The sequence below is a fragment of the Andreprevotia sp. IGB-42 genome, assembly GCF_009848685.1.
GTDB lineage: Bacteria > Pseudomonadota > Gammaproteobacteria > Burkholderiales > Chitinibacteraceae > Andreprevotia.
This window is the reverse complement of sequence record NZ_WXTX01000005.1, coordinates 36,209-53,342: the sequence shown is the minus strand read 5'-3', so window position 1 is coordinate 53,342 and position 17,134 is coordinate 36,209. Positions and strand designations below refer to the sequence as shown.

Annotated in this window: 17 protein-coding genes; 4 read left to right on the top strand and 13 right to left on the bottom strand. The window is 59.2% G+C overall.

The genetic code is table 11. The features are described 5' to 3' along the window. Window positions 1-350: 350 nt before the first annotated feature. On the bottom strand, window positions 351-740 hold the full coding sequence (locus IGB42_RS09105; RefSeq protein WP_159670305.1) for a nuclear transport factor 2 family protein: 390 nt from the start codon (window positions 738-740) through the stop codon (window positions 351-353). Window positions 741-1,094: 354 nt separating this feature from the next. On the opposite strand from IGB42_RS09105, the gene IGB42_RS09100 reads away from it, so the two are divergent. Next, window positions 1,095-1,358: a hypothetical protein gene (locus IGB42_RS09100; RefSeq protein WP_159670300.1), complete on the top strand. Its 264-nt coding sequence runs from the start codon at window positions 1,095-1,097 to the stop codon at window positions 1,356-1,358. Window positions 1,359-1,464: 106 nt separating this feature from the next. Here IGB42_RS09100 and IGB42_RS09095 read toward each other — a convergent pair whose 3' ends face one another. The 4 genes from IGB42_RS09095 to IGB42_RS09080 all read right to left on the bottom strand — a co-directional run bounded on the left by IGB42_RS09095 (window position 1,465) and on the right by IGB42_RS09080 (window position 3,674). Continuing rightward, window positions 1,465-1,881 (bottom strand): DUF1398 domain-containing protein, encoded by a 417-nt coding sequence (locus tag IGB42_RS09095; protein WP_159670297.1) that lies wholly within the window; start codon window positions 1,879-1,881, stop codon window positions 1,465-1,467. Between the two features lie 88 nt (window positions 1,882-1,969). Beyond that, entirely contained in the window at window positions 1,970-2,293 is a 324-nt protein-coding gene (locus IGB42_RS09090) for a hypothetical protein (protein WP_159670292.1), read from the bottom strand. Window positions 2,294-2,355: 62 nt separating this feature from the next. Further along, entirely contained in the window at window positions 2,356-2,613 is a 258-nt protein-coding gene (locus IGB42_RS09085) for a hypothetical protein (RefSeq protein WP_159670287.1), read from the bottom strand. Window positions 2,614-2,729: 116 nt separating this feature from the next. Continuing rightward, window positions 2,730-3,674: a LysR family transcriptional regulator gene (locus IGB42_RS09080; RefSeq protein WP_159670282.1), complete on the bottom strand. Its 945-nt coding sequence runs from the start codon at window positions 3,672-3,674 to the stop codon at window positions 2,730-2,732. 80 nt (window positions 3,675-3,754) lie between these two features. Between IGB42_RS09080 and IGB42_RS09075 the strand changes: the two genes are divergently transcribed. Further along, the gene (locus IGB42_RS09075; RefSeq protein ID WP_159670277.1) at window positions 3,755-4,654 is read left to right on the top strand and encodes an NmrA family NAD(P)-binding protein; all 900 of its coding nucleotides are present in this window, start codon (window positions 3,755-3,757) and stop codon (window positions 4,652-4,654) included. A 13-nt stretch (window positions 4,655-4,667) separates the two neighbouring features. Here the strand turns inward: IGB42_RS09075 and IGB42_RS09070 are convergent, their stop codons facing one another. From IGB42_RS09070 to IGB42_RS09040, 7 genes are all read right to left on the bottom strand, one after another. Then, on the bottom strand, window positions 4,668-5,339 hold the full coding sequence (locus IGB42_RS09070) for a LysR substrate-binding domain-containing protein (RefSeq protein ID WP_159670272.1): 672 nt from the start codon (window positions 5,337-5,339) through the stop codon (window positions 4,668-4,670). After that, the gene (locus IGB42_RS22535) at window positions 5,312-5,755 is read right to left on the bottom strand and encodes a LysR family transcriptional regulator (protein WP_304505713.1); all 444 of its coding nucleotides are present in this window, start codon (window positions 5,753-5,755) and stop codon (window positions 5,312-5,314) included. The genes IGB42_RS09070 and IGB42_RS22535 overlap by 28 nt, the downstream gene beginning before the upstream one ends. A gap of 282 nt (window positions 5,756-6,037) precedes the next feature. Further along, window positions 6,038-8,875, bottom strand: coding sequence for a hypothetical protein (locus tag IGB42_RS09060; protein WP_159670266.1), 2,838 nt, complete (start codon window positions 8,873-8,875; stop codon window positions 6,038-6,040). Continuing rightward, window positions 8,872-9,540 (bottom strand): peptidoglycan-binding protein, encoded by a 669-nt coding sequence (locus IGB42_RS09055; RefSeq protein ID WP_159670264.1) that lies wholly within the window; start codon window positions 9,538-9,540, stop codon window positions 8,872-8,874. Before IGB42_RS09055 ends, IGB42_RS09060 begins: the two co-directional genes overlap by 4 nt. Window positions 9,541-9,743: 203 nt before the next feature. Then, complete coding sequence (locus IGB42_RS09050) at window positions 9,744-10,151, bottom strand: DUF2251 domain-containing protein (RefSeq protein ID WP_159670262.1); 408 nt, start codon at window positions 10,149-10,151, stop codon at window positions 9,744-9,746. Window positions 10,152-10,296: 145 nt separating this feature from the next. Then, window positions 10,297-11,547, bottom strand: coding sequence for a hypothetical protein (locus tag IGB42_RS09045; protein ID WP_159670260.1), 1,251 nt, complete (start codon window positions 11,545-11,547; stop codon window positions 10,297-10,299). Between the two features lie 431 nt (window positions 11,548-11,978). Continuing rightward, window positions 11,979-12,530 (bottom strand): M48 family metallopeptidase, encoded by a 552-nt coding sequence (locus IGB42_RS09040; protein WP_236822538.1) that lies wholly within the window; start codon window positions 12,528-12,530, stop codon window positions 11,979-11,981. 334 nt (window positions 12,531-12,864) lie between these two features. On the opposite strand from IGB42_RS09040, the gene IGB42_RS09035 reads away from it, so the two are divergent. Together IGB42_RS09035 and IGB42_RS09030 are read left to right on the top strand one after the other, a co-directional pair. Beyond that, window positions 12,865-14,382, top strand: coding sequence for a class I tRNA ligase family protein (locus IGB42_RS09035; RefSeq protein WP_159670258.1), 1,518 nt, complete (start codon window positions 12,865-12,867; stop codon window positions 14,380-14,382). 401 nt (window positions 14,383-14,783) lie between these two features. Beyond that, complete coding sequence (locus IGB42_RS09030) at window positions 14,784-15,569, top strand: hypothetical protein (protein ID WP_159670256.1); 786 nt, start codon at window positions 14,784-14,786, stop codon at window positions 15,567-15,569. Window positions 15,570-15,942: 373 nt separating this feature from the next. On the opposite strand, the gene IGB42_RS09025 is transcribed toward IGB42_RS09030, so the two are convergent. Further along, window positions 15,943-16,956, bottom strand: a complete 1,014-nt coding sequence (locus tag IGB42_RS09025) for a sensor domain-containing diguanylate cyclase (protein WP_159670254.1) — start codon at window positions 16,954-16,956, stop codon at window positions 15,943-15,945. Window positions 16,957-17,134 lie beyond the last annotated feature (178 nt).

Sequence of the window (17,134 nt, the reverse complement as noted above, 5' to 3'; positions counted from 1 at the left end):
TGACGCCTACGTTACAAGCAACAAAATAATAATATATGGCTTATATATTTCTTTTTGGAATAAAAAACGCTGTGCCCGATAGTGAACTGACCTGTACACCAAGCAGACATTGGCATCACGCCAAAACGGCGGCACGATGGACAAGCACCAAAACCGCCCAGGCTTTGTCACAAATCGGCAATAAATTTTGTAACGAGCGCAGCGCAGCACCCGCCCATGCGTGCGATCAGCGTGCATCCTGGCATGGGCTGCAACAAACAGGCCGGCATCAGCCGGCCTGTGCATGCACGTTATGCAAACCGGTAATCAACCGGTCATATGCCCAAGCCAGTGCCGGCCGAGCGCTACGGTCAGTGCCGTGCAACCGGCGTTTCCGTATGCATCACACAGCGCCAGTTGCCGCCATCACGAGTCCACACCGACGAATCGGTCATTTCCTGCGTGACATCATCGGCTTTGCCCCGGGTGCCGAAGGCCTGCTTCACCCGGTAGGTGAGGATGGCGGTGTCCGCGCTGGGCTGCACCACGTTCACATCGCTCAGCGCGAACGACTTCACCACCATGGGCGATTTCTCGGCCATCTTGCGGTAACCGGCATGGTCGAACGACATGGCACCGTGCGAGCTGACCATCAGTGCCGGTTCAGCCAGCAAGGAAATGGCGGTATCGGTATCTTCGTCCACCAGTGATTGCCAGAAACGGTTTTCCAGATCGATCAGTTCTCTGTTGGCAGTTTGCATGATCACTACTCCTTTCATTGGCCCACAAGGCATCACTATGCGCCGCCATGCAACAGCCGGGCATCAGACGGGGCACAAATACCGGGTCAGCCTGTGCCGGGTACGCGGTAGGAACCTGCCCCGCCTACCCAGGCAGCAGCAGCGGGCCATGCACTACACGCATTAACAACCAAAAGGAAACAATCCATCTACGAAACAGCCGTTTATCAACAAAGAACGCCAGCATATGATTCGGTCATGGATGCAGCACAGCACAACCCGCCGTGACATTCAGCGCGACGAACAGCCAACCGGTTAAAAGCCGTTTCCCTCGCCGTCGCGATCTCTGACCACAAGACAGGAAAGGAAACCATCATGACCAAGTTCACATCCACTCTCGCCGCTGTTGCCCTGTTTGCCACCGTTGGCGCCGCCAGCGCTGCCGATGGCCTGCTGCAATACTCGCAACGCGCCACCACCCCGGTTGCTGCAGCTACCGCTACACAGGCCGACGGCCAGGGCCTGGTACAGTTCTCGCAACGTGCGCGCCTCGATGCCCCGGCAGCGGACAACTTCGCAACCGCCCAGGGCACATCGCTGGTTGAGTTCTCGCAACGCGCCGTGGTGCCGCTGCAGTAAGCACTGGCAACGCCGGGTAGCAACCGGCAGCAAACGCAAAGGCCGACCTCAGTCGGCCTTTTTGCCATGCCTGCATCAGGTATCAGTTGCGTGCATCTATCACGGCTCAGGCAATCACCACTGCCGGATAGTCCTCGACATAAACCTCACCATTGCAGCCGTAATAGCTGACGCTACGGCCGATGAAATCAACGTCGTAGCGCACCACACCGGCCTGCCAGCACGCCTGCAAGAATGCCGGAAAGGTGCTCTGCCCCGCCTGATCGGCCCGCAATGCGCGGATCAGTGCGGCTTCGTCAAAGGGCGGTACATCCACCATGCCGGTAAGCAGCGGCGTGCCCTGCATCAGCACGGGGCCATCTGCAGTGAGATACAAGCTCTGGCAGGCCGGCAGCGACCATACATTGCGCGTCACCCCTGCGCTGCGCAGCGTTTCCGCCAGGTACGGAAAACCACCTGCTGTCGGCCGCCCGGCCATGGCGCGCTGCTGGGCCGCCTGCAGATTATCGATTGCCTTGCTCATTCCCATGCTCAGTATGCTGTATCGGGATGGCTATTCGATCCTCCCGGTGCCTGTCACCGGTTTGCGCTTCAGAATGGCACAATGCCCATCATTTGAAGCATTTCTTCCGGTAATGCCACACGGTCAGCAGCCATAAAAACGCCACCTGCCCCATCACTATTTGCAGCATCAGTACATCGTCGCTGCGCTGCCAGGAAATGGACGCCATCCAGCCCAGTTGCAGTGAGGCAAACACGCTCAAGCCCAGCAAGATGAAAAAGGCGACCTTGCCTTCCTGCAGGCCGGCCAGCAGTGCAGCGATCAAGATCAGCAATGCCAATTCAAGAATCAGCATCAACAAACCGATGCCGCCCATATCCGATGCATATGCGGTGGCTGGCAGCAGCAACAGGCATGTGATGGCTTTGCGCATGCAATCACCCCTTCTGCATGGCGCGGCTTCCTCGCGCTGGCATGTGGTATTGACGGGTACCTTCATTGCGGCAAGTCATACCGGAACGGCTTGCAGCGAAACAGGGCAATGCCCAATACGCACAGCAACACAGGAAAGAACACCGCAAAAAGGCGCATCACCAAATCGGCGCTTGGGCTGCCATCAACCAACAGGGTGCCGCCCGGCATCAGGGCCGGGAGATTGAAAATGCACAGCAGCAGGCCCACAACAATGAATAGGCTGGCGAGCACTCTGCGTACCATGAAATTGAAAAAAACCCAATATGCTTCATCAGACATCTGATAACACCTTGATCACTATTCGCGCAGGCAAGTGTGACTGAATTGCCTGGCAGTGCCCAGCGGTTCAAACCGGGTAGTCCGAATCCGCTGCTGGCCTGTCCGTTGCACGCAATTCAACCTGCCGTTGCTCCCGCTGTACCCGCTACAGTACTGAACGATTCGACAACATCGACCAGCTGTCGCCTGACCCAGACATGTGCGGGATCATGGTGGAACCGCTCGTGCCAGACCATGGCTGGCGACAAGGGCGCAACCTGTAGCGGCAGATCCAGCAGTGCCAGCGGCAACCTTTTCGCCAGCAGCCGCGCCAGACGGCTTGGCAAGGTGAGGATCATGTCGCTATCCGCCACCAGCATCGCGCCAGCAAGAAAGTGGGGCACGCGCAATGCCACCTGGCGGGTAAGCCCCATTGCCGAGAGCGCAACATCGACCGCACTCTGCCCTACGCCCGAAATGGTCACGGTGATGTGCCGCAAGGCCACATACCGCGCCAGGCTGAGCCCATCCGCTACACAGGGATGATCGGACCGCACCACGCAAACCAGGCTGTCGGCGTAAAGGCCGCGGCGATGAAGGCTGCCGGGCAGTGACTCGAAAATGCCCAGTGCCAGATCTGCACCGCCTTGCTCGACAAGCCGCACATTGTCTCCCGCAGGTTGGGCGATATGCAGACTGAGCGCCGGCGCCTGGCGCTCGAGGCGGGCCAGCAAACCAGCAAGCACCACCAGGCTCAAGTGATCGTGCGCAGCGATGGTGATCCGGCCAGTGGCGGCGGCGGGGTCGAAGACCATGGGCGAGACAATGCTGCGGGCATCTTCCAGTAGCCTGGTCACCGGATCTGCCAGTGCCTCGCCGCGTGGCGTCAACTCCAGCCCGAGCTTGCCGCGCACCACCAGACGATCACCCAGCATCGTACGCAGCCGGCCCAGCGCGCGGCTGGCGGCCGGTTGGCTCAAGCCCAGCCGCAGGCCTGCCTGCGTGACGCTGCGCTCCCGAACCAGCGCTTCAAACAGCTTCAACAGGTTGAGATCAACCGTAGACAAATCCACTTGGTGCATTTTCATCATGCCTTTCATGGCATTTATGCATATCTGTCGATCATGCATCCTCATGGTTCATCTGAACAGGAGAAATTTGCATGACGGCTTCCTCATCCCTTCCCTATGTTGTGTTTGGCGTAACCGGCCGTACCGGCGCTGCCGCGGCCGAAACGCTGTTGCGGTCCGGCCACCCTGTGCGCGTGGTGGTGCGTGATCCCGCCCAAGGCCAGGCGTGGGCCGCACGTGGCGCATCGGTTGCCGTGGCTGACATGACGGACCTGGTATCAATGGTCAGTGCACTGAACCAGGCCAAAGGCGCTTATGTGGTCTGCCCGCAGCACTACGACAGCGAAGACCTCTTCGAACGCGCCGACCTGATTGCCGATATCACGGCGCGCGCCGCGATTGCGGCAAAGGTGCCCAGGCTTGTCGCCCTTTCCTCGGTAGGGGCCGATCGAGAAAACGGCACCGGGTGGATCAGGATGAACCGCCTGTTCGAGCAGCGCTTGCGCGAAGCCGGCGTGCCTGCCATCTTCCTGCGCGCCGCCTATTTCATGGAGAACTGGATGCCGCTGTTAGGGCTGGCCGTGCACAGCGGCAGGCTGCCAACGTTTCTGGCACCAGCACAGCGTGCTATCCCGATGGTGGCGACTGTGGATGTCGGCCGCACCGCAGCGGCTTTGCTGCAAGATGATGGGACGGACACGGCTGTTGTCACGCTCACCGGGCCGAAGGATTACGCGCCGGACGATGTCGCCGCCATTGTTTCAATCACGCTTCACAAGCCCGTCGACGTGGCAGTCCTGCCGGAAGCAGCGTGGCCGCAAGCACTGGCGGATGCCCATTTCTCGCAGGCTGCGCTGGCCGGCTTCATTGAAATGACCCGTGGCCTCAATGGCCCGCATATCGACATCAACAGCGATCCCGGCGCAGTTGGATTGGCAGGCACGACGACGCTCGAACAGGTCATCGCCGAATTGATACAGCGGCAGCGCTGAAGGTCAGCAGCCGTTATCCGGCGTTGCCACATGGCCGAAGACCGACCAATAGCCGCTTTTTCACGCAATTGGGCCATTCCAAACGCCATGCCCACACGCTGAAGCCAGAATCGCTTGGCCATCGTCGGGGGTTGATGCGGTTTTGTAGCCTGTATCGCCCCCTATTCATGCCGATACCGCAACGCCTGCGCCACCCGCGCAAACGCCGGCGAGGATTGTCGGCGGCCGGAATAGTAAGGAGATAGCCGGCAAACGGCTGGCACCCGTCTTCCAGCACGCAGATCAGGCTGCCGTCGGCCACATGTGGCTGCACCATATCCTCCGGCAGCATGGCAATGCCGAAGCCGGCCAGCGCCGCACGCAGCCGGGGCGTGCTGCTGTTGAATACCCACTGTCCGTCCACCCGCACATTGAGCGCGTGGCCGTCTTTGGCAAACTCCCACGGCAGCAGGCCGCCGTAGGTGGGCAGGCGCAGGTTGATGCAGTCATGCGCGGTCAGATCCTGCGGCACCTGCGGTGGCGCTCGGCGGCTGAAGTAGCCGGGCGTGGCCACCACCGCCCTGCGCAGGTCCGGGCCGATGCGCTCGGCGATCATGTCCTTCGCCACCTGGTCGCCCAGCCACACGCCGGCATCAAAGCGCCCGGCCACGATATCCATCAAGCCGTAATCGATATTGATTTCCACCTTGATATCCGGGTATCCGGCAGCAGCGTGGCCAGCCAGGGCCACAGCACCTGGTTGGCGGCGTGCTCGGCGGTGCTGATGCGGATGGTGCCGGCGGGCTGCTCGCGCAGGTCGCTCGGCGCCGCCAGCGCTTGCTCGATTTCTTCAAAACGCCGCGCCACCGTTGCCAGCAGGCGCTCGCCCGCTTCGGTGGGCGCCACACTGCGCGTGGTGCGGGTAAGCAGGCGCAAGCCCAGCCGTGTTTCCAGCCCGCATATGGTGTGGCTGAGCGCGGATTGCGATACGCCCAGCTGCGCGGCCGCCCGGGTAAAGCTGCCCTCGCGCGCCACCGCCACGAACGCCGGCAAGTCATTGAAGTTCTCTCGTGGCGCACAGCCCCCATTGATGAATTTGCTTTCATTGAAAACCGCTGACACCCCCCTGCTTGCGACGTTGGGCGGGGGCGCCGAGCCGGGGGCGCCAGGCCGGCCGCACCTCGCGCCGCACCTCGCCGGCCACGTTTCACCGGGTTTTGTTAGCGGCCAAAAATCATCTTGATGATGGCAAACGGCTTTCGGCAGCCTGCAACAATGCCAGGCGGTCACAAACCGGCCTGGGGCACGCAACGGACTGCAGGCAAACGTCGCCGGGGCAGATCGCATCCGGCATCAAGGCCGTCCGGTGCAGAAGGTACGAGCACGCGCACACAGGCGGCTTGATCAACTGCTGCCAGGTTCCAGATCGATTTCCACCAGCAGCGGCAAGTGATCGCTGACGATGTTGCGGTATGCTCCCCACAGGCGCAGATCCGGGTATTGCTCCAGGTGCAGCAGCGCATCGAAAAGCTCGCCCAGTTTCAGCATGCGCTCCTGGCCCGGCGTCTTGCGCTTCTGCTTGGGTTTGGTGGCAATCACTTCGGTTTCTTCGCCTTCGTCGTCTTCCTCGTCGAACAGGCTTTGCATCTCTTCATCCAGCTCGGCATCGAGCTGATCGAGCAAGGGTACGCTGGTGCTGGACTGCGGCTGCGGTTTCTTGCGGCGGGTTTTCTTGCCTGTACGTTTGGCTTCTTTTTTCAAGCGTTCACGCTCGGCCTTGCGGGCGGCAGCGGCCTTCTTTTTGGCGCCTTCCACGAATGGCTTGATCTTGGCGATGGCTTTTCTCAGCTCGCCAAACCAGTCCTCAAGGCTTGTCGGTACACAGGGCGCCAGCAAATTCTGTCCCAGCAGTTCTGCAAACTTTTTCCGGCGTGCCTCCAGCCATTTGCAGAACGCCGTAAACTGGCCACGCAGCATGTCGTCCGCCTGCGTATAGGCTTGCTTTGATTCATTGGCAGCCAGGTTGGCCTGGAGCCACGCCTGTGCGTCCCCCAGCGTGGTGAGGATGCGGCGGACGATGCCGAGGTAGATGTATTCCATCTGTTCACGCACCACAGTGCTCAGTGCCACCGTCTGGCTCATGCCGAATGCGCCCGGTACGGAGATGGTTTGCTGCAGCAATGCCGGCGGAATCAGGCGTTGCACATTGTGCACGGCGGCGCTGCGCACATTGGCCTCCCCATCCAGAAAATCGAACGGCTGGTAAACCGCATCGTAAGGCTCGGAATACGGCGCCCGGTCCCGGGCGATATTGGCCGGCACCTTGAGGGTGGTTTGTGGATGGGTGCGGTCACCGCGCCTGCGCCGCACATAGCCGGCCGCTGCCATCTGGCTCACATGCAGCTTGCGCAGCTTCCTGCGGCGTTTGCCGGCAGCCGTTGTGCTCTTGGCGCCGCTTTCGGCCTGCACCAGGCCGCTGGGCACGTTGAAATCGCCCACGATCAGCGGCGCTGGATCAAAATCTTTCAGCGCCAGCATGCTGGCTTCATCTTCCAGCGTTTGCAGGCGCGCCAGAATCGCCCGCTCGCCGGTAAACTCGGTATCCATCTCCTTGATGGCCTTGTTGGGGCTATAGCGGTTGTGATGCAGCGCAAACGGCACTTTCAGTTTTTCGCTGACCGGAAAACGGATGATCAGCGCAGAGCGGCCGTTGAGCGCATCAGTGGGGCTCTGCGCACGCAAGGTGCGGTTCTTGTCGCCATGCAGGATGCCGTACATGCCGCTGGTGCTGTAGCCCAGGTCCTGGAACGGGCTATCAAAAAACCACTCCAGATGCTGGCTGCTATACGGGCGGTACACCACGCCATAGGTTTCCGCATGCGGCAAGGTCAGCAAGCCCAGGCGGGCCAGGCCACCCGGTAACAATTCGCCATCACTGCAACTGGCAACGGCGCCGTTGTCCGGGTCATGTGCGGCAAGGTCGAAGGTTTGCCCGCAAGCCACCAGCAGCACCGTGGCCACCAGATCAGGGCTATCGCCGTAGCCGTTCAGCCAGAATTGCCGCTGCGCCGGTAATGGAATGGGTGGGGGCGTATACGTGCCAAAAAACTGATTGAACTGTTGCGGCTGCGAGATACTGGGCTTTTCCTGCAGCGTGCCCAGGTTGCGGCGCAATATCCAGGCCAGCATCAGCAACTGCAGGATCTCCGCCCCGCCGGCCTCTGGCGAGGGCGAATAGTCGTTAGCCAGTTCGAACGCGGTCAGCAGTGCCAGATGGAAGTTGCCATAATCGTTTTCCGGCTGGGTGAGAAACTGCCCCGGCGTCTGGATCATGTCTTCCAGCACCAGCTTGAGCAGGTGATGATCCGCCTCGCTACCCATGCTGGACTGGTAATGCGCCAGCATCTTCCAGCACCACATGGCAACGTTATACAGCGTGCTGTCCAGATCACCCGCCAGCTCGGGAAGCTCTGGCAGGCGTGCCACATTGTTCGATGTATCGAACAACAAGTTGAAGGCAGCACACAACTTGCCATTATCCAGCGCGGGAAACGCCGTGGGCGTGATGATGTAGCCCTCCCCCACCAGCAGCAATGCGCGAACCTTATCGGCCTCCGCAGCAACTTGCACGCCTTGATAGGCAAGGGCGATTTCCGGCAAAGCATAGGTTGCCGGGCTGACCAGCGGCTCCACGCTGCGCACCACCGTATCACCGCTTTGTTCTTCCTGCGCCTGCCAGCGCGTTGCCATATGCGTCATCGCCTGCCCCACATCGGCGCCTGTTTCCATCAACAGCAACGCATCCGCCCCCATGCGGTAGGCCAGATCGGCCACCATGGCAATACGTGCAAGATTGCGGGGCGAATCGATCGGCTTGGCACCACGCGGGCGCCTGTCGTTGGTGAAGTTTTCCAGGTTCCACACCAGCGCACGGAAATAGCGCGGCGGCTTGGGTGGTGGCGGACGGAACACATTGAACAAATTCGGGGCAAACGGATTGAAGCCGAACTGGACCGTTGGCGTGCTCTCAACCACGCCCTGCATGTCGTCATCTTCGTTCGGGTGCAGGAAGGCTTCGAGTATCTCGCGGCGGGTGGCCACGAAGTTCAGCTCCCCCTGATCGCCCTGGCTTTTCACCATGGCGTTCATGGCGATTTCCGGGCCTTCCGGCCATGGGCAATCATCCAAGTTCCAGTCCGCCAGTACCGCAAATGCGCTCAGCCAGGGTGTCGGGCGCGTCATGTGCCGGCATCCGCATTGGCAAGCTGCTGCGCCAGCTTGTTGCGCTGCGTATGGTGGTCATCCAGCGCGGAACGGGTGGCATCATCGAGCTTGCCGGTAACCGTCAGCCCCGCCAGTTGCTGGAATGCCCGCAACGCACGCCGCGTGGGGCTACCCAGCCGCCCGGCATCCTGCAGGCACGGAAACCCCAGATTGGTCAGCCGTTGCTGTACCCCCGCCAAACCTGATTTGGGCTCGAGCACACCGAAGGCCAGCTGTAGCATCAGGTCATCCACCACCAGCACGCCCTGCCTGGCGGCAGTGGGCAGATAAACCTGCACTACGCCATCGCCATCCGTGCTGCCTTCTTGTGGCGTGCCATCCACCTCCAGCCGGAACGGCCTGCCCTTGCGGGGCTGCCCCGCTTCATCCAGCAATTGCAGCGTAAAGCGCATGGGCACGCCATGCCGGCGAAAACGGTGGCGCTTGCCGGTAGCGCATTGCTGGGTCTTGGCCTCTGGCTCCGGCACGGTCAGCACATCGCCCACCGCCAGCACATCCATGTGATCGCGGCGGGCCTTCAGCCTGGCGTTATCCGGGTGCGACCAGACGGTATCCGGCGCCACGCCGGCCGCGCCAGCCAGGCGCGCCACACTATCGCCGGCAGCAATCTTCAGTTTGGGCATGGTTCTTTCAATTGTGGGATGGTCTGCATGCGGGCTACCTGCCACAACGCGCATGATGCGGATGCGCCAGCACGCGTCAGGCTGTATCTGCGGCATCCGCCGTGGCAGATGCTGGTTGTGGAGCGCCCGTTGGATAACGACTGTTGCACGCGCCTGTTGCACGACGCCCCCATTATCAGCAGCAGACCGGGCCGGCGGCAATATCAGGCGAACAGATCAGTTGCTTCATCCAGCCATGCATGCGAGTGCGCGCCCCATGGGCTGCTCTCATCCGGCGGGGGGAAACCAGTCCGGCAATAACCACGCCTGGCATCGAAATCGAACACCGCATGCGGGTAGCCGTTGATCAACAACACAGCCTTGCGCGAATCGAGCGACCAGCCGATCTTCAGCAGCGACGGCAGCGCCTTGTCCTTCACGTTGCTCACGTTATAGATATGCAGCGCATCCTCGATCGGGCTATCCGGCCGGGATAGATCCAGCGCGTAGAAGTAGCCGGTTTCGGTATCGTCCTCGAATGCTGCCATGAAGTGGCCTGCTGGCGCAGGAGCTTCGATGACCACAGTTTGGCCAACGGTGATTTCCTGTTCGGCGGTGATCTGAATAGGCATGGATTCTCCAGAAATCTGAAGCGGGTCAATAAAATTGCGTATCGATTATCTGGCGGTACACGATATACAGCCGATAAAAGCGATCCATTCGCAACTGCCGCACAGCCACATCATCCCGCCAGAAGAAACAACGCCGGATCAAGCGTCACTGCTGTGCGGTTCTGCGATTCTTCCGCATATTCCAGAGCAGGAATCCAACCAGCCCGTAAAGTACCAGCCCTATGGGGATTGCATACATATTGTCCTGCCGCTTTGCCCGGTATGTATCCTCCTGCGTAACATAGTCCACGCCCTCGGCACCCTGAATGGCAACGGCCACATAAGCATCGTCAGCCAGACTGGTTGATGTCGCATAGTCAATCTTCACGACATCTGCCTGTGTACAAGCCAGCTCGAAACCGCTTTTTATCTTGTCGGACGCAGCTGTACTGTTCAGTTGTATCCAGACCTCGAAAGGAGACCGGTCGATACGCATCATGACCGTACTGGTCAAACCACGGCGCATTCCGCCTTCGCAGCTGACAACGCGAGCCGTCACATGGTCAAGATGGGGTTTTGACCATTGCACGAAAGGCATGACAATAAGCACTGTACCTGCAATGAAGAGAATCAGTATGAGTATGACCAAGCTTCTATGCTTTTTTCTGGCATCGGCATCGGCATCGGCATCGGCTGCATTCTGATTTCCCACAAGGGTTTTCCCGCTAGCCTGAACTTTCAAACACAGTTCAAGCATGGGCAACACATTTTCTTCCGCTGTACGCACATGGAATCGCTCGCGATCTCCGTCAAAAAAAATCACTGCCCCATTGCAGGCCATGTATCGCATGCGTTCCAGCGGAATTTCCTTATCTTTGAATTTTATTTTTCTTTGATCAAGGCGCAGCCCGGCGGGGATATCGACATAGCCGTTTCTCTCGAACAATCGGGTCATTTTTTCAAGAACCACATTCGTGGCCATATCAACGATGGCATCGAGGCCTTGAATGCCTTTTTTACCAACCGTTATGATCCTGATCGGCTTTATATTTTTTGCACCAAAAGCAAGCGTCACTCTCGGCACGCCATTTACTGAGATGGCTGCATAGGTAAAATGCGACAGGTCTTTATACAAGATCTTGCGCAAAGGGTGAAACAGGCTTTTGCCCGTTACACCATGTTCGTGAAGTTCGGTTCGCTCGGTGAGAAAGAAAAGCACCAACCCGGAAAGGCCCAAACCAATCAATACCAACACAGCGCCAAGCACAATATTGTATGCAATACTGACGGAGCCCGGTGAATTACTCAGATGGGTCCATGCTGTGTAAAAAATCGGGATACAAAACAGCGCAATGCAGATCCCGCCAAACCGCTTGGTTCGGGAAACAATCACTTTGCCAAGGGATGCATCAGACATTATGTCCTCCATTCGTTTTCATGCTGCAACAGCAATCAGTTTTCTCATTCACCATCGCATTGCAGCGCCACGTACGACCGTAGCAGACAACGCCATACAAACCAAAAAATTTGCACAATCCAGACAGCAAATGTTGCATAAGCTGTATTGAATATCCTTGTACCGGCAGTTCATGGCAATTCATGAGCACGAATCATGAGTCCATGCACATTCCCCCCCATCTAATCACATAGCCCCACCCCTGTTACCTTTGCATGCATCAGGCCCCCACCGGCGGCCCAACCAACACATGCAGGAGCAGCACAACATGGACATCATCCGCAGCGGCTCCCATCCATTCGGCTGCGGTCCGGCCCGGTATTTCGCCGGCACAGTGCAGATAAATAGATCCGCTAGCTGCCGGCAAAGCAGGCTCGAATAACCAGATCAGCTCACCACTCACCGTTTGCTGGTGGCTTCAGCCTGGTTTTAAGGAATTCGAAATACTTGTCATCATCGTTCTGAAAGATTTCCAACCCGCCCCCCATATACGCCCTTGCCAGCTCATCGGCAGCCCGGTCCAGGTTACCGGCCTCAAACTGGCATTGCCCCAGCCGCAGATGCAGGAAGGGGTTGCCGATTGCCTCCGGGCAATGCATGACATCGGAAAATGCCTGCAGCGCCTGGGCGTAGCTCCGGGAAAGGAAGTACACATCACCCAGCGCAGCCAACAGCCAGGTTGCTTCCCGCCATTTGGTTTTGGGCTCGGGAAGCAAGTCGAGTGCTTTCATGAAGTGCTTGAACGCACCGTTGAAATCTTCCTTGTCGAGCAGCGCATTGCCCGCTTCCGAGAGTTGCTCGATCTCTGCTGCGGTTTTGGCACGCAGCTCATTTTTCCTTGAAAACCCGAACATGCTTTCGAACCCTGCCAAGTGGACCCAAAGGGGTATTGAGGCAATCCCGGGCAGCCGGGAAATGCCAGGATGCAAAACGGTATCGGCCATGCCAGCGCCATGATCAAGGTAGCAGAGCGCGCCGGGCAATGCGCGTGCGCTCCGGCAGAATGTTGCGCAAACCGCATGGCATCAACGGTATGCCAGTCAGGCCACCCGCAGGGGCTGGACAAACCGCCCTGCCGGATGCGAGGATCAATAACAGCATGCGGGCCGCGCCTGCCTGTTCAACCTCAACACCGGAACCACATGACCCTTTACGCCCACAACGCCATCATCCGCTCGATGCGCATGCCCCTGGAAGGTTCTCCCCCCGGGCGTTGAGGCTATTCGTACTTCAGAAAAGGGACGCTGCGGCGTCCCTTTTTTCATTTCAGGAGCAAGCATGGCATACCGCTACATCACCACCCCGATCTACTACGTGAACGACCGCCCGCACCTGGGACATGCCTACGCCAGCATCCATGCCGATGTGATGGCGCGTTACCTGCGCGCAGCCGGGCACGATGTGCTGCTGCTGACCGGGGCGGATGAGCATGGCGAGAAAATCGCCAAGGCGGCGCAACAGGCCGGCGAGGAACCCGGCGCATTTGCAGCACGCCATGCGCAATCGTTCCAGCAGGCATGGGCACAGCTGGCGGTAGCACCGGATCTCTTCATCCGCACCACCGCCCCCGCGCATGCGCAGGTGGTGGCAGATTGCCTTACCCGACTCTACCAAGCGGGCGATATCTACCTGGCCGAATACGAAGGGCTGTATTCGGTGGGGCAAGAGCGCTACGTCACCGACAAGGAGCTGGTGGACGGCAAGCTGCCGGAAGACAAAGATCCACCGGTGCTGCGGCGTGAACCCAATTACTTCTTCCGCATGGAAGCCCACCGGCCATGGATACGCGATCTGCTGCGCGATACACCAGAGCTGATCCAGCCCGCGCAGTACCGCAATGAAATCCTCAAGCTGCTGGAAGAGCCGATCGGCGATCTCAGCATCTCCCGCCCGGTAGACCGACTGGCCTGGGGCATACCCATCCCTTGGGATGCCGGCCATGTCACCTATGTGTGGTTCGATGCGCTGTTGAGCTATGTATCGGCCATCGGCTACCCGGATCAGGCCACGTTTGGCGCTTACTGGCCTGCGGCACGGCACGTGATCGGCAAGGACATCCTGCGTACCCACACACTGTTCTGGCTGAGCATGACGCACGCACTGGGCATACCACCCTACCAGCGGCTGCATGTATCCGGCCACCTGCTGGGTGCGGATGGACGCAAGATGAGCAAATCGCTCGGCAACGGGGTCGATCCGCTGCAGGCGGCAGAAACCTATGGCGTGGATACGCTGCGCTACACGCTGCTGCGCGAAGTGAGCTTCGGCTTCGATGGCGTGATCAGCAACGCCATCATCGAACAGCGGATGAACCGCGATCTGGCTGATGACCTGGGCAATCTGGCCGCGCGCACGCTGGCCATGGTCACGCAATACCGCGGCGCGCGCGTACCTGCACCGCAAACGTATACGCCGGCGGAAGACGCCATCATCGCCCATGCCACCACATTGCCGGATAGGGTACTGGCGCTGGTGGATGAAATGAAGCTCGCGCAGGCCATCGAGCTGGTGATGGAATTCGTGCGGCAGCTGAACGCCTACGTGGCCAGCAGCGCGCCATGGCAACTGGCCAAGGACAGCAACGCCGCCGGCCGGCTCGATACCGTGCTGCATACGCTGCTGGAAGCGCTGTGCTGCACCGCCCACCTGCTGGCCCCGGTCATGCCGGGCAAGATGCAGCAATTGCTAGTGCTGCTGGGGGCGGATAGTGGCCCGGCATGGCACCTGCCATGGGGCCACGGTGTAACGCCGGGCAATGTGGTGACTACCGGCATCCTGTTCCCCAAGCAGGGCTGAGGCAGGAGGGAGGCCTGCACCTGCGCGTTCCGGCCCTTTGCGCATGGGAGCTGCGATGGTGGTCCCGCCCGGGTGGCCCGGCTGCAACAACCGTACACCTGCGCGGTGCGTTGCCAGCGCCGCGCGGTGTAGGATCACCATAGCCATCAGCCAGGTAGCCTAGCCCATGCGTTCCTATCTGCACACGCACGCAAACCAGCTGCATGGGCTGAATATGAACATGACCGACTCCTGAGCCGAAGAAGCAAGCGGATTTCTTGAAAATGTTGGTATCTCGTGCCCGAAAGACGTTAGAGAGCAATTTGAATATCTGAGGGGTACATGCGGGTTTGACGCCCTTGAACTCGCCGGAGCTTGACTGATGTGGAAAACGGGACCAGGAAAATAGAATCCTATCTCGAATGCCCGAGTCGACTGAACGACCATCATTAGCCGCTTGCATCGATTACAAGGAATTTGCCTTATGGCAACTTGCAAGTTATGCGGAAAGCGATATCGAAGTATGCGATTCGCACATCATTCCGGCGTCGGCTCATAGGGCTACAAAAAACAAAGGGCATAACTTCTTGATCTCGACACATGGCCCACCCCAGCAGAATGACTCTGACATGAAGGAGCCGATGCTCTGCTCGTGTTGCGAAAAAAAATTTGGGGATTTCGAGAACAGATGGGCTCCTGTATCAAGAAAGCTATATGAGGAACTAGGCTCTAAATCAAGAATGCGTATCCCGACTGAAGATTTGGGAGCGATGATCGGGGCCGTTCAATCCATTTTCTGGCGTGCATCGGTATCGGAAAAGATGTGCGCTGATTACAAGCTGCCTCCCGAAACGGAAGCGCAGTTGCGATTGAACATGCAGGCGGAGCCCCCCATCTTGCATCTTGGCTGTTCAGTGAGCATTTTCTCGATTGAAGAAGTACGAAGTCCGTTCATCGTGAGTCCAATACGTAATGATCATGGAGAATCGCAGTTTGGGGCTTTTGGGCTTGTCTTTCGGATGTTTGATACTGGACAACCAAGGGATCTCCCGCCGGGCGAAATTCTAGATAGCAACAAGGGCATTGGTTTTGCTCAGCACGGTAACGACGGACAGGTTCGCCTTGTCAGAAGTTTTCTAGAGAGTGCTCAGCCCGATTCGGATGCCCTTGAACGCGCACTTGGCGAATTCCATGGGGGACAAGGTTAACTTCAAGCCCTTTTTTTGATCCTTGTCAGCACCGGGGCATCGCCATGTCCGCCTACAATGGCGGCTTAGGCTGGGTCTACCGCGATCAGAAACTGGCTTCGTGCTGAAGGGACTGATTCGCTGACTCGGTTCAGGTCAGCCGAGCGCTTGAACGCTAGCCGCTCTAAAGGCAATTTCCTGGTTTTCATGGAACTGGTCGGTATCACGCACGGCTTTGAATAAGCGGGCGGGCAGAAGATCGCCAGCGCGGCACCCTCAATCTGGCTGCCGGTTTTAGCCGGTAGCCAGATCAACAGCAGCTCGACAATCTGCCGGTGCGTGCCACCAGTAGCGTTGGCTGGCAATGCTGCACCAGCGCCACCAGTCGCTCGCTTCAGGCAGCCGCGCGCCGCCTTGATTTTTCCTCGTACATTGCTTCATCTGCCGCCTGCAACGCCGCTTTTGGCGAAAGCGCAGCCGGGTCTACGGAGATGACGCCGATGCTGGCACCCAGGTAATCGATCTCGGTGCTGCCAAGGTTATAGTGCCCCACCAATGCGGGGCCCAGCCGGGCCTTCATAGCGGCGGCGGCGTGTGCGGTTTCGGCGCTGTTGGCCGGGCCCAGGCCACCGATCACGAATTCATCGCCCCCCAGCCGGCCCAACACATCACCGGCGCGCAGCACCAGCGTCAGCCGCTGCGCCACTTCCACCAGGAAGGCATCGCCGGCTTCGTGCCCATGCACATCGTTGATTTTCTTGAAACCATCGAGGTCGATGAAGGCAATCACCACCAGCTGGTGGCTGCGGCGGGCCTGGGCAAACAGCCGGGCCAGTTCCTCGAACACCGCGCGGCGGTTGCATAGCCCCGTCAGCGCATCGGTATACGAATGCTGGTGCAAGGCGGCATTGGCCACCTGCAGCTTTCGCAGCAATTGTTCCTTCTGCGCAAAGTGCGAAATCAGCTGTGCAAACAGCTCGAAGAACTGCTGGCCGTCCGCCGTCATCGGCTTGCGGGTGGAGCTTGCCGCGCACAACGTGCCGTATACGCTGCCGTCCTCCAGGCAGATCTTGGTGCTGGCATAGGTTTCGATACCCAGCGCCTTGGCCGCCTCCGAATCACCCCAGCGGTTGGCAACGTCGTCCGTATAACTGACGTTCTCGTCCATCGCCCGTTTGCACAGCGTATCGCTCCACGGTACCGACAGGCCCTCGGGGATGGTCAGCGTTTTGGTATTGCGCGAGAACAGGATGTTCTGCAGGCCGGCATCCAGGTCGATCTTGGTCAGATAGGTGGATTCCAGGTCGGTGGCCAGCTCCAGCATCACCAGCAAGCGGCGCACCAGCCCTTCAAAGGTTTTTTCCGAATCCAGCGCATCTGAAAGTTGCGGGATCAATGCTTCCGACATACCTTCCCTTTCACCGTATTGAATATTTTTCGCCGCTGACGGCCAACCCTTACAGTGTCCTCTTTCGGCAAGGGAAGCTCAATACGCAATGACATGGTCATGCCAAGCCGTTGCGCACCAACCGCTGGCGCATGCAGCAAAACTGCAGCAATGGTGCTGGCTAGCGCAGCCGATGGGT

Coding starts and splice junctions, on each gene's coding strand:
- IGB42_RS09030 (WP_159670256.1), top strand. CDS start 14,784: ATGCCCGAGTCGACTGAACGACCATCATTAGCCGCTTGCATCGATTAC.
- IGB42_RS09100 (WP_159670300.1), top strand. CDS start 1,095: ATGACCAAGTTCACATCCACTCTCGCCGCTGTTGCCCTGTTTGCCACC.
- IGB42_RS09040 (WP_236822538.1), bottom strand. CDS start 12,530: ATGGCCGATACCGTTTTGCATCCTGGCATTTCCCGGCTGCCCGGGATT.
- IGB42_RS09075 (WP_159670277.1), top strand. CDS start 3,755: ATGACGGCTTCCTCATCCCTTCCCTATGTTGTGTTTGGCGTAACCGGC.
- IGB42_RS09055 (WP_159670264.1), bottom strand. CDS start 9,540: ATGCCCAAACTGAAGATTGCTGCCGGCGATAGTGTGGCGCGCCTGGCT.
- IGB42_RS09050 (WP_159670262.1), bottom strand. CDS start 10,151: ATGCCTATTCAGATCACCGCCGAACAGGAAATCACCGTTGGCCAAACT.
- IGB42_RS09035 (WP_159670258.1), top strand. CDS start 12,865: ATGGCATACCGCTACATCACCACCCCGATCTACTACGTGAACGACCGC.
- IGB42_RS09080 (WP_159670282.1), bottom strand. CDS start 3,674: ATGCACCAAGTGGATTTGTCTACGGTTGATCTCAACCTGTTGAAGCTG.
- IGB42_RS09095 (WP_159670297.1), bottom strand. CDS start 1,881: ATGAGCAAGGCAATCGATAATCTGCAGGCGGCCCAGCAGCGCGCCATG.
- IGB42_RS09090 (WP_159670292.1), bottom strand. CDS start 2,293: ATGCGCAAAGCCATCACATGCCTGTTGCTGCTGCCAGCCACCGCATAT.
- IGB42_RS09025 (WP_159670254.1), bottom strand. CDS start 16,956: ATGTCGGAAGCATTGATCCCGCAACTTTCAGATGCGCTGGATTCGGAA.
- IGB42_RS09045 (WP_159670260.1), bottom strand. CDS start 11,547: ATGTCTGATGCATCCCTTGGCAAAGTGATTGTTTCCCGAACCAAGCGG.
- IGB42_RS09105 (WP_159670305.1), bottom strand. CDS start 740: ATGCAAACTGCCAACAGAGAACTGATCGATCTGGAAAACCGTTTCTGG.
- IGB42_RS09060 (WP_159670266.1), bottom strand. CDS start 8,875: ATGACGCGCCCGACACCCTGGCTGAGCGCATTTGCGGTACTGGCGGAC.
- IGB42_RS09085 (WP_159670287.1), bottom strand. CDS start 2,613: ATGTCTGATGAAGCATATTGGGTTTTTTTCAATTTCATGGTACGCAGA.